The 13,230-nt window shown below is 48.5% G+C and carries 7 protein-coding genes; all 7 read left to right on the forward strand.

Annotation, left to right across the window (positions count from 1 at the left end; all coding sequences use genetic code 11):
* The first annotated feature begins 1,412 nt into the window (after positions 1 to 1,412).
* Entirely contained in the window at positions 1,413 to 2,315 is a 903-nt protein-coding gene (locus tag ACN0YN_RS30705) for a ThiF family adenylyltransferase (protein ID WP_417388685.1), read from the forward strand.
* A 233-nt stretch (positions 2,316 to 2,548) separates the two neighbouring features.
* Positions 2,549 to 5,236 (forward strand): SUMF1/EgtB/PvdO family nonheme iron enzyme, encoded by a 2,688-nt coding sequence (locus tag ACN0YN_RS30710; protein ID WP_417388686.1) that lies wholly within the window; start codon positions 2,549 to 2,551, stop codon positions 5,234 to 5,236.
* A 145-nt stretch (positions 5,237 to 5,381) separates the two neighbouring features.
* The gene (locus ACN0YN_RS30715) at positions 5,382 to 7,853 is read left to right on the forward strand and encodes an SUMF1/EgtB/PvdO family nonheme iron enzyme (protein WP_417388687.1); all 2,472 of its coding nucleotides are present in this window, start codon (positions 5,382 to 5,384) and stop codon (positions 7,851 to 7,853) included.
* A 342-nt stretch (positions 7,854 to 8,195) separates the two neighbouring features.
* The gene (locus ACN0YN_RS30720; RefSeq protein WP_417388688.1) at positions 8,196 to 9,797 is read left to right on the forward strand and encodes a hypothetical protein; all 1,602 of its coding nucleotides are present in this window, start codon (positions 8,196 to 8,198) and stop codon (positions 9,795 to 9,797) included.
* Between the two features lie 78 nt (positions 9,798 to 9,875).
* Complete coding sequence (locus tag ACN0YN_RS30725) at positions 9,876 to 10,592, forward strand: hypothetical protein (protein WP_417388689.1); 717 nt, start codon at positions 9,876 to 9,878, stop codon at positions 10,590 to 10,592.
* Positions 10,593 to 10,722: 130 nt separating this feature from the next.
* Positions 10,723 to 12,129 carry a hypothetical protein gene (locus ACN0YN_RS30730; protein WP_417388690.1) on the forward strand — a complete coding sequence of 469 codons (1,407 nt, stop codon included), beginning with the start codon at positions 10,723 to 10,725 and terminating at the stop codon, positions 12,127 to 12,129.
* A gap of 65 nt (positions 12,130 to 12,194) precedes the next feature.
* Positions 12,195 to 13,230, forward strand: a 1,036-nt coding sequence (locus tag ACN0YN_RS30735; protein ID WP_417388691.1) for a hypothetical protein, incomplete at its 3' end; no start/stop codon positions are given.

Consider the following 13,230-nt stretch of genomic DNA (forward strand, 5'->3'; position numbering starts at 1 on the left):
GCAGGTCATTTTATTTTGAATTGCCAATTTTGCAGTAACGGACTCAATAGAAATCTATTCTGTACAGACTAAATAATTTGACAGTGGATCGATTGAACTTTCAACGTTGCTTCATGAAATAAAAATACTGTGGTCTGCAAATTGACTGGCCTGCAGGTCAGTCACTGGGTGCATTTTTTTATCTATCAGAGAATTGTGATATATCTTAATCGTTTTTGATTTAGCAGATGCAACTGAAATGTGAGAAGACAATTCTGTGGAGAGTAGACTTCGGATTGCAGTTTAATGAATTCCTGTCACGGGTCGTAACTGACCTCAATCCCCACATCTCCTTTATCTATAATAACTTACCACGCAATAATAAAGTGGTAACTTTTCGCGCATCCAACCAATCATATGGTCATATACATACTGGGAAACGCGAGAACTTTCCATTGAGTTTTAATAGGTCCGGTTCCGGATACTTCCCTTCCACCATTGATTGAGATTTCTCCGATGTTCTCGTTCTCCCGATAACCATCATTAGACGGTCATCGGAATTATGGCTTCGCCAGAGTTAGCAGAATAAGCAATAAATCTCTTTTCAAGTCCGACTGTATCGTCCCCTTGTAAAGGTAAGGATAAAATTACTTTTACCTGTGTTGAACGGACAGGAAATAATCTGTGTTCCTGTTTGGCAAATCTCGAAGAGACTAATCAAGAATCGTCTGATAGCTCCCTATCGGACAGAGTCTCCACTCCATCAGATGAACCTGCCACGTGTGTCCTCAGTCGGAAGTAGTGTGATTCTGGGACTGATGTCGTAAATCTGCTATCTGATTAACATCTTCGTTTTTCATATTTTTCAAGATTTCTTTTCTCCATGGTCTTTCATCATCCCCTTCTCACTTTGGATCGCCTGATATCAATCCAAGTAGTTCTGTCTTCAGATTACGGAGTGATTGTCTGGTGGCAGGACGAACTTGTAGGGAGCGGTGTCGTAGGGTGCCAAGATTTTTCTTCATGCGGCATTCGCTCCCGTTTTTAATCATCATTTCGAAGGTACGCTCAATAGAAGTAGAGAATCAAAAATGCCTTTCAGCAATAAATATCGCTTAGTTCTACTACAGTCGGTCTGGAGTGAGCTATTAACGTGTTTGGACGCTCAGTCAAAACAATACGCGGTAGGTAGCGTTCGCTGGAATATGGGAGCCGATCTGATTGAACTCCTGAACAATCAACTGTCCATAGTCCGGCTGGATCAACTGGAAACATATTCTTCAGAAGAAACTGACTTTTTGATAATTTCTTCTCAATCTCTTTCTGAACCAATCTTAAAAGAAATATTAGACCAGCTGAGTCCTTCTCTGTTTCAAACAGTTGTGATTGTGAGCCTACAGGCAGAAATGCTGGGGCGTTGTGAAGGAATCTTATTGAAAAATGGACGTTTTAAGCCGTTGGAAGAGATCCAATTTATTGGCCCTGGAATGAAACACCTGGAACGGATCCCTCAAACTGACTTTCAGGATCAAGACGATCATCATCGCTGGAACCGAACCAGACAATTCCTGGGCAGTCAACTCTGGCAGCAGGTTCGCCAAGCTCATATTCTCCAGATCGGTTGTGTGGATAATGGCGAGCAGATAACAAGTCAATGGTCATGCCTGGGAATTCGCGAGCTGACCCTGGTGGATCCTCATCATTGTGAGCAAGCAGCAGAACAACTCAGCCACCAGACGAATCAAATTACATCCACGATTGGATGTGTCACTCATCTGGCACAACAACTGGTCGGTTATAATCCAGATCTTTTGGTTCGGTGTTTCCCGAATCCCCTTTGCGAAGTAGTCGATCGACTGCAAAGTCGTTTCGACCTGATCGTCACGGCAGTAGATGATGAAGAATCACGTCTGGCTGCATCCTGGCTTTCTCGACTACTACTGGTTCCCCATCTGGATATTATCACCCCGAGGCTGAAAGTAAATGACTCAACCGCAGTCACAGGAGAAATTCGTCTACTGCTTCCCTTTCAGGGATGTGTCACTTGTACCCCCGGCACTACCGAGTCTGTTATTTCTTCAACCGCGACTGTTCAGGACCTGGGAATTGCACAATCGCGACACCGTCTGGGCTCTACGTCTCAGTTGACTGCGATGACGGCGGTAACAGCAATTGAACTATGGCTGTCTTTTCTACAGCACCATATTGGATCTTTCCGACAATCCCTGAACTGGAATCATGTCGATGGGCTTTCTGCTTCTGGAAATAGCATTTCTCCCGCAGCGCATTGCAAGATTTGCAGCCCGGATGAACCGGATTATCAGGACAGGATGTAATTTTTTTTAATACTCCGTAAATCAGTCAGGCTCGCGATATGAGCTGTCTTCATCAACTGATTGAAGGGCAGACGTTTTTGTATGGATCACCTTAAATAGTATCCATAACATCACAGTCGCTTGATATTATTAATCATGATGTACATAACAGAATATTCAACAGTTAAACAAAGTATAATTTAGTACCCGATGCGCGGTACCCCCACCCGCATTAATCAATAAGGGCCGATTTCATGAACCAGGATCCTCCTGATCTGCAGCGATTCATTTCGAATCAGCAACTTGCACTGTTGCAATGTGAACCAGGTGATAACCCGCTGACAGCGATCCAGCGCCTGGAGGCCCGGCTTGGTCCTGGACAGAGTGTTCCCCTGGCGGACCGCTGGCAACCAGTTGAGGACCGGCACGCATTCTTCCAGGATCTGGCCAGCGATGAAATGGTGCAACTGACGGTGTTCGTGAATGCCGCCGGGATGGGTAAAACGATTATTTCCCATTACTTGGAATATGTGCTGGGGAGTGTATTTCACCAGTCAGCGATCCGTCTGGAAGCCGAACAGATCGTCGAGCATATAGGAGAACTGAAGACGGAAGTAGAACTGATTACTCTGCTGATCAGTCAGTTCGAGAAAATGGGTGTGACTGTCACCCCGCAGGAACTGCGTTTTGCCTTAAGGCAGCGGCAGCTGATCCTGATAATTGACGCCCTGGACCAGGTGGGAAAAGGCAGCCTGCTCCCGTTTTTCGAGTTCATGCGAACCCATCCCCTCTGGCGGCAGTGTCAACTGATCGTAACGGGGCGTCCCCCCGCCATTAATCGCGAGTGGGATCAAGTTTTCCGTCCCGAACTGCGGAACTGGCAGTTTGTGCGGCTGGAACCATTTACCCAGGAACAGTGTGCCGCGTACCTGCAGGGCCGCGATGACGCCGTCTCCCGCTACGAGGCACTATCAGAGAGTGTGAAACAGGTGTTGCAGGTGCCGCGCGTCCTCTCCTACCTCCGTTTTGTTAAGGCGGCGGAATTCGCCGAGATCGAGACGGCCGCCGATGTGATTGGCCTGGCCCTGCGGAAAATGATCCGGGACGGCCTGGATAAGTTTCCGGACCTGCGTCTGAACCTGGGGGACACAGATAGTGACCCGGTCAGTGAGATCCTGCAAGGTCTCTCGACAGTCGCCTTCGTACTGACCTGCGAACAGCTGGAATACCAAGGTGTCCTGCAGCCGAACTTCACGCAGATTTCGAGCCATGATCTGCCTGATTTCAAACAGCGGTTAAGCATCCTTCTGGGCGAAAAGAAAGTACAGCCCATCCTGAATGCCTTGGGTAAACTGAACGTGGCCCTCCGGTTCGATCTGCTGGAAGCGGGATCGGAAACGTTAACTGAAATCCAGTTCCAGAACCGGTCTCTGCAGGAATGGCTGACCGCTTATTACCTGGCTAACCATGCCCGGAATGCAGACCGGCAACTGCTATGGGAGCAGAACTGGATCGTGGAGTGGGACCGCGAGCCATCCCAGGAATACCGGGAAGTCTGGCAGTTCTTCGTGGACCTCAAATCACGGGCCGACTTCCAGCTGCAGAACCAACCGGGGTTTCGTAAAGATAACGTCTGGCTGGAGACCGCCGAACTGCTGTTCCGTCCCTGCTTCGATGCCCGGACCGGGATGTTTTATGATGAACTCCCCGCTGACGTTGATCGGGATGCAATTGCATGGCAGGCGCGACGCTCGTCGGAGTTCATATACCAGGTCTGGTTCCGGCTGAACGCATTTTGTGAGCTAGAGGGAACGGCCAACGAGGGGTTAACCAACTCACAACGCGCACTCAGGGGGCGTGCGCGAGAGATCCGCGACCGTTGGCAAGGGGAGTTTGCCGCGATTGCGGACGACAGCACGATCGTAGACGGTTGGCAGGGAAAAGCACGGCAGGAAGTCGCCCGGGAGCTACAGAATGATTTTGTCGATTTTCCCGCAGGAGAGGTCTGGTTTGGTTCAAAAGACTGGGATCAGCCCCCCAGTCGGGAGAATATTCCTCAATTAGTACAGAAGGAATGGGAAGAAAACTTTACGCATGCCGGCGATTCCGAGGATGAGTTACGTGCATGGCTACTCGATCATTATCCTGGGCTGAAACAACTACCGCCCAGTAAACAGAAAGACTATCTCGAGAAATATTTCATTCCCATGATTCGAAATGAGGAGGAGGCCTGGGAACGGCTGGCTGCTGAATCTAGTCGATCAGATGAGCGGACAGCAGACGGTGCCAACCCGCTTCCGGTGTCTCCCTTCAGCATGCAGCGCCGTGCTGTAACCAATGCGCGTTTTCGGCTGTTCAACCCGGCACACGGCCTGCGCGGGGACTTTGATTATCAGGGTGTGAGTGGTGAGTCTGACTGTCCGGTGCTGTATATCGACTGGTATACGGCGTGGGTGTATTGCCAGTGGTGTTTTTGGGAGGATGCTCCCTGCCGTTTGCCGCAGGAGCATGAATTCGAGTACGCGGTCAAATTCGGTATGCCGAAGGACGATCAGTTAACATGGGATTACTGGTGGTCTGCCGAGTGGGGGGATGAGGAAAAAAAGTATGAGCAGTGTCACGGGAATAAGGCTTACAAGACAGGGACGGTTCCCGCGGACTCCAGGCGTGCCAGTGCGGGAACCAAGGAGCTTGATCCCACGGGAAAGGGGGTGATGGACCTGTTGGGGAATCAGCTGGAGTGGATGGGGAATGACTACTGTGAGATGTATGCAGGGCAACAGACGGGGCCCCAAGTGGGGGTACATCCGGTCTCTCTGATGTCGTGTCGCGGCGGTGCCTGGGACGACGGACCGTTCCTCCTTCGTACGACGAGGCGCCTCAGGAGCACCGCTTCGCACCATGACTACTTCGTCGGGTTTCGTATTTTGAAGACCAAGTAACCCTGTATACTTTATCCCTGTTACCCTTTGCCCTTTTCTTTTTATCCTTTTTTCAAGCAGACGCAGTCTGCGATCGCGTTGCAAATTTGGTGTTAACAAACTGAGTGCTGGCAACAAAAACAAATGAAGATAATAGAACGAACTAATGCCTCCGCCGTACATACATGACCAAAAGCTACAACTGCTGAAGCTGAAACCTGGTTTTCAGGCGCCAGCCGATTTTCTGCATAGCGAAGTCCTGCCTTACCTGGAAGACGAACAGCGTGCGCAACCGGCAGATGCTGCCTGGCAGTGGGACGATCTCACTCAGCGACGCGAAGAGTTGCTGCAGTCGCTGTCAGGTTCCACTGACTTTCAGCGAACGGTGCTGGTTAACGCGGCCGGTATGGGAAAGACCAAAATGATGGAGTGGCTGCACTATGTGCTGGCCCATCCGCGCCTCGACTGCCTGCCGATCCTGCTGGAAGCCAAACACCTGGTAGACGATTATGGATTCAAAAACTATTCTCAATTCCTGTTTGACAGGACGCTGGAACAACTGAGTGATCATACGAATGAATCAACTGCTGCGCTGGAACAATCTTTACGGTGGATGCGAAAGCAGGGCAAGGTGCTGTTTCTGATCGATGCTCTGGATGAAGCATCCGGGGAACTCGATCGTCTGGCCAAATTGCTGAATCAGCAGGGGCCCTGGAAAGACTGCCGATTTGTGATTTCAACCCGTCCCTATGCATTGGGGCTCCGAAAAAAACTCTTTGCGCAAGGGAACTGGCAGTTATTGCGGGTGCTTGCCTTCGACAACGCCCAGAAAACTCGCTTTTTGAAAGTGGCTGGAGAAGCGGTTTCCCGCTACGAGCACCCGAATATCAAAGACAACGAACGATTGAAAGCAACGCTGGATAATCCTCGAGTGCTGCAGTATCTGCGGGAAGTCAATCTACTGCGCCTGGATAACGGCGACCTGCAGACCCCCGCCGACATCATGTACTACGCTATGGTGTCGGCAATCTGGAAATCGATGGAGGAACATCCAGAAGCACGGCCCGTCAATCATGATGAAGAGCAACCCACAGAAACAGACCTTGAGTTAATGATGCAAGTCCTGGCGGTTTGTGCGTTTGTGCTGACCAGTCTGCAAGACAAAATGGAAGGGCCGAATTTTAGTGGCGTTTATAACAAGAAACGACTCAGTCAGTTTCGCACGGCGGTCTGGGAACGGATGCAAGCCACATTAGAGGACGAAAATTCCTGGATTCAACGGAAAGATCAACTGTTTAAAATGCTGAGCCAACTGGATCATGCGATTCAGGGGAACTTGCTGGTACCCGGTCCCCAGGCACGTTCCTCCGGCGGCGATCGGAACCAGTTTGCGTTTTCGAACCGGGGAATTCAGGAATTCTTCTGTGGTTATTTTCTGGCGAACTTCTGTGAGCCTGAAGATGCGCAACTGATGTGGGAACAGAACTGGATCGTAGAATGGGACGTCGAGTCGTCACATGCCTACACAGTAATCTGGCAGTATTTCTGCGATCTTCGAGTCGAGCAGACCGAGGTTGACTCCTGGTTGAGAACTGCCGAATTGCTCTACCTCCCCTGTTTCGATCGGGAGACAGGACGGTTCTATTATGAAATGAATTCAGAAACCAACTTGGATGAAGTCCAGTGGCAAGCGAGACGCTCCTCTGAGTTCATTTACCAGACGTGGTGGCGACTGCAAGAACGGTGTGAAGAGCGGAATGAATCTGCTCTGCAGATCCGTAGTCGCTGGTGGGGTGAGTTTCAAGCGATCTCACAAGGAAGACAAGGAAGATATCGGCAGCAAGAAGCAGTTCAACTCCAGAAAGATTTTGTCTGGTTTGCGGATGAGTATGATCACAATCCCCATATGCTGGATGAAAAGGGAAACCATGTGGTCTGGTTCGGATCAGACCCACCAAAACAAGAGAATGAGACTGCGATCTCTAATCCGATCTCAGTGTCTCCGTTTGGCATGCAGCGTCGTGCTGTAACGAATGCGTGGTTTCGCCTGTTCAGCCCAGAACATGGTCTGCGTGGGAAGTATTATTATGCGAGGTTAAGTGGTGAGCCCGACTGTCCGGCCCTGTGTGTTAACTGTAAAACGGCGTGGTGGTTTTGCCTGTGGTGCCGGTGGGATAACAAATCCTGCCGCTTGCCGCTGGAGCATGAATTCGAGTACGCGGTCAAATATGGCATGTCTCCAGTGGAGCAATTAACGTGGGATTACTGGTGGGCTCCCGAGTGGGGTGATAAGGGAAAAAAGTACGAGCAGTGTCACGGGAATCATGCTTACGAAACAGGGACGGTTCCCGCGGATTCCCAGCGGGCCAGTGAGGCAACCCAGAAACTGGATCCCCAGGGAGAGGGAGTGATGGACCTGTTGGGAAATCAGTGGGAATGGATGGGGAATGAGTACCAGGAAATTTACATGGGGCATCCGACGGGTACCCTAGAGAGGGTGCATCCGAACAATCTGATGTCGTGTCGCGGCGGTGCCTGGAGTCGCACTCCGTTCGGCCTTCGAATGTCGATTCGCACCTGGGACGCTGCATCGGAACACAACGACAGTATCGGGTTTCGTATTTCGAGGACCAAGTAACCCTGTGCCCTTTATTCCTGTTACCCTTTGCCCTGTTTCTTTTTGTTCTTTTTTCATGCAGACGCAGTCTGCGCTCTCGTTGTAAATTTGGAGGAGCATTCAATCGGGGCCTAATTGATCAAATGACGTAAACCACTTCAAGATAGAGAGAAACGACGTATCTCGCCGTTTTTTTTAATTTTTCAGAGAAAATTTGAAAATAATTTATTTTCTGCATCTGCGAGAACCCCTTAATTAAATAGGGAAACAAATGGAATACAGAATCTGGTTCCGAATCAAGAAGTAACGACCTGATGTGGTGTGATGAATATCAACAGCTAAAACACCTGCAAGGAGACAACCATGAAATATGCCAATTTGCTACGCTGGCTGATTCATAATGAAAAAAGAATACGCTGGCTGATCCGTCCTGAAGAAGAAGGGTATGATCTTTCTGATGAAGCAGAATTAATTAAAAAGATGCGTTGGACTGAAGTAGAAGAGGAAAAACAATCTGATTTAGTAGAGAAATTTAAAAGAAGAGCAGAAGATACAAAACGGTTTTGTGAGCGACTTGCAGCGAGAATGGATAACGCAAACAACTCTGAAAAGGACTTCTCATATACACATGGTGCCGAAGATGCCGAAGCGGATTTTTATCAAACCTTTAAAGATATGATCGATGATTTGATTAAAGAATATCGAATAGAGGACCAAACAGATTCGCTTCACGAAAACCAGGGTTCTGCGTATCTGGATGAGCATGATAATGCGCAAGACCAAGCGCATGCCGTGGAAACCGTAGATCAGGACACCCCTGATCAAAAATCAGCGGCTCCTTCTGAAATCTCAGATCATCAAAGGTTTCAGCATTACCTGAATCTGATGTTCGCAGATGTGAAACACCCCTTGCCTTCCGCTGAAGTAACAAAAGAAGAGTGGAATGACAGCCCGGAAATGGTTACGCAAATCGTAAATGAGCAACACCCTATCTACACTGATGAAGTTTATGATGAGAATGCTACCCCTTTGGATAAAGATTTTAAGAAGCACCGAGCTAACTTTGATTATGAACTGAAAAAGCAAGCAGAATCATCAAAGAAAAATCTGAAATGGCATAAAGATAAATTGAATCGCTACGAACAGGATCTGGTAGACAAGGGGGGGGCCAAGCTAGCCGAGGGGATGACAGCATTCTTTGGAGAAGAAACTCCAGAGTGGGTAGCGAGACATTTTATTGATTACAAACCGCAGGAAAACAACAAGGTGCCCCAGACGCTCTATCCTCCCGTGATCGGTAAATTTCGTTCACGTCTGATTTGTGATGAGGAGATTCGCTCGAAAGTATTCTCAAAAATGAAGTCTGGTTATCACTCCCTTATGGGGATGTACAAGTTATGCATTGAAAATAATATCACTGAAAACGCCAAGGATATTGCCAGACAGGTTGCCCATGATATCAAACAACGCCAGGAGGAAGGGCTTTCATCAGAAGAAATCGTTAACGATCTACGACATTTATTCTGGCACTTTTATTACGCTCTGTTTATCTACACATTGGCTAATGCCCGAAAATTTCGTGTTGAGTTCTCTGATGAGACCAATCAGAAAAAATATGAGAGTGAAAACAATTCTGCTAATGCAAGTGCGTTACACAACAAATTGATTGGTAGATTCTCATATGAAAAATTCCCAAAGACGAAAAGTAAGCCCCAAATGAACTCAAATGATTCAGCCCCAGGTTTGATTGATGAAAAGGGGTGGAGAACTGGAAAAAATCAAGTAGAACTACTGCAGGAAATTCAAGACCTTGAATCAGATTTAACAAAAGATGAATGGTTCCTGATTACATATAAAGACATCGGTGGATTGACTCAAGCAGAAGCAGCGGCCAAGTTGAAGATTTCGGTGCCGACTTTACGTCTAAAAGAGAAGGATGCATTTAATAAAGCCAGAGAACTATAGGATCAGAGATCAAAATAATCGACAGTCCCTTCACCTTAATCAAATGAAAACCACCATTATAAAATCAGGAATAAACCAATGAATGACAAAGATAAAAATGAGAGAAAAGCAACAGTGCATGATTTTCTGGATTTTATGGAAGAGAAACCCGTTGATGCTGAGTTGCGTTCTCAAATTCGGGCTGCTTTAGCGGCGGGCTATGCATTCCGTAAGGATGATCAACAGGGAGCGGAACAGACTGTCAGACGTAGCCAGTCCCCGGTGAACCCGCAGGGCTTCTTTAATTTCCAACGGATACAAACACCTCCACCAGTTATGATAGGAAACGATCGGGTTAACAGCGGTCAGACTGCTGAAGTTGAAAAAATCCTGGATGACAAACAGTATGGTTTCACAGAGAAAGGGAATTATCTCAGCTGTCAACTCGAATGGGGTGAGAATGAGCGGAAACTCAACGCCCCCTATTATTTTCTGTTGATTCAAGCCCTGGATCCTCGATCCGGGAAATCCCTTGGTCAGGCACTGCTTCCAGTTCGTCCCGACAAGGTTGCAAAAAATCGTGTCGTGGGAACATTGGCAACGACTGAATTGGCTGAGACCCTGGGAATCACTCGAGAGCAATTGCTGGATGATAAGCAATGTGCGATTTACCTGAAGCCCCTGGGACCGGAAAACATTGAAGAACTCGATTCCAGTTTGATTGAAACCTTACAGGCTAGACTGAAGAAGAATCCCCAGTCTCCGTATCTTGAGGGAGTCAGGCTTTTGTTAGCGGATTGGGACGATGACTTATAGGATGACTTGACTGAAGAAGATAAATAATCTGGTTTCAGTTTTACAACGCTTTCACTTCCAGCGTTCCCCAGTGATGATACTGTTCCCTCGGGTATTCTAAATTCCGTTTATCGCAAGGACTAAAAATACAATGTCAGACCAAGATTCAACAAATCAAATCCGGAGCAACTTTATTGCTTCATACGATGCTTCTATCAATGCCCTGAATCAACAACCAGATATATTCATGTATGGATCAAGCAGTCATCTGGTGGCAGTGTTACGATCCATTTCAGCTGATCTCTTAAAGGAAAAGTTTACCTATGACAAAGAGGCCGTGTCTCTGACACAGTATCTGGATAAGCGATTTCCTCATATAAAAGTGGAAGAAATAATCCAGGAACATTTACAGGGGGACGGTGATTGGGAGACTGTTCAATATAAAGCCTTGACAAAAACTCTGGAACTGGCTCAACAGTATCTGACAAAAGCCCCTGAAGAACTTTCTACCCTGGATCAAATTGAAATACTACCATCTCTGGCCAGAGAGCTTGATAAGCTATATGAGATCCAGAATGACCTAAGGGTTACAGAAGTAAAATCTCCCGAAGACCCATTATACAAGGTATTGGAAAATTCTTTCGGTCACCCCCCGCATACCATCGGAGAGTGGATGCTGCTGGACTGGTTGGACCACTGGTGTGTGGAACCGGGAACACTCACTGGAAAACCAGTAGGTACTTCGGAAACCTTTGTTCTGGCAGATACGGGACAAGATGGCCGTGTATTCAAATTATCGATCGAATTATTTGAGGTACCTGCGCCTGGGGCCATCGTTCCGAATCTGCTTCTTAACGGTCTCATGCGATTCCCGGAAGAAGAAAATAAATCTCCCATTCTTAAGTCAATTCAGAATATGTGGCAATTGACAGGTCTGGAAAACCGCTATCGAGCACGCTGGGGAATGGAAATTCTGGGAGGCGCTCCTTGCAGCAGGGATTTCTGTGGACGCTCCCCGGAAGCCGCGTTCCTGATAGGGCTGTTATCAGCAGCCGGACATCTGCATCCGGCCCATGATGGAACAACAGCTGAAGACTGGAAATTACATTCCGGAATTGCTGCTTCAGCTACCATCAATACGACTGACGAGAAGAGTGGTCAGTGGCTGAGCACTAAAAATAATCCAGAAGCGTTTCTGGAAAATCTGCAACTGGGGCCAGTCAGGGGTATCGTCAATAAAAAGCAGGCAGCCGAACAGGTGCAAATTCATTATATTGCTGTTGAAAAAGAGTCTCTGGACGATCTCGAGATCGATGAAAAAGAGGCTGGCCAGGATAAGTTTGAATCTGCTCTGAATATAGGCTATCTGGTCTGTCAGAACGCAGGCACATTGTTTCAGATGATGCTGGAACGGAAGTCGTTTCAGCGTCAATATGCGGAACAGGTCAAAATGAAGTGGCTGGAACAATGGGAACCGGGGACAGCCGAGTATCAAATCCCAGTAGCAATAGTTGAAGAGAATGAGGAACCCCCAGGTGACACGGATCATCAGCCATAATCCTTAACTGGCTATTTGAAGAATACAAAACTGATCAAGACACCAAGATAGCGGGGCCAGATTTCATGAACCAGGATCCTCCTGATCTGCAGCGATTTATTTCGAATCAGCAGCTTGCACTGTTGCAATGTGAACCGGGTGACAACCCGCTGACGGCGATCCAGCGCCTGGAGGCCCGGCTTGGGCCCGGCCAGAGTGTTCCCCTGGCAGATCGCTGGCAACCAGTTGAGGACCGGCATACGTTTTTTCAGGATTTGGCCAGCGGTGAAAAGGCGCAATTGACGGTGTTCGTGAATGCCGCTGGGATGGGTAAAACGATCATTTCCCATTATCTGGAATATGTATTGGTGAGTGTATTTCACCAGTCAGCGATTCGGCTGGAAGCCGAACAGATCGTCGAGCATGTCGGAGAACTGGATACCGAAGAAAAACTGGTTCAATTAATCACGAATCAGTATAAAAAACAGGGTGTCACAGTCACGCCACAGGAACTGCGGTTTGCTCTAAGGCAGCGGCAGCTGATCCTGGTGATTGACGCCCTGGACCAGGTGGGGAAAGGCAGCCTGCTGCCGTTTTTCGAGTTCATGCGGAATCATCCCCTCTGGCGACAGTGTCAGCTGATCGTGACGGGGCGTCCCCCCGCCATCAATCGCGAGTGGGATCAAGTCTTCCGTCCCGAACTCCGCAGTTGGCAATTTGTGTGTCTGGAACCATTTACCCAGGAACAATGTGCCGATTACCTGCAGAGCCGCGATGACGCCGTCTCCCGCTACGAGGCATTGCCAGAGAGTGTCAAACAGGTACTGCAGGTGCCGCGCGTCCTCTCCTACCTCCGTTTTGTTAAGGCAGCGGAATTCGCCGAGATCGAGACGGCCGCCGATGTGATTGGCCTGGCCCTGCGGAAAATGATCCGGGACGGTCTGGAGAAGTTTCCGGACCTGAAACTGAACCTGGGGGACACAGATGCGGACCCGGTCAGTGAGATTCTGCAGGGGCTCGCGACTGTCGCCTTCGCTCAGACCTGCGAACAGCTGGAATACCAAGGTGTCCTGCAACCGAACTTCACGCGGATTTCGAGCCATGATCTGCCGGATTTCAAGG

Source organism: Gimesia sp. (genome assembly GCF_048260065.1).
In the GTDB taxonomy this organism is placed as follows: Bacteria; Planctomycetota; Planctomycetia; order Planctomycetales; family Planctomycetaceae; genus Gimesia.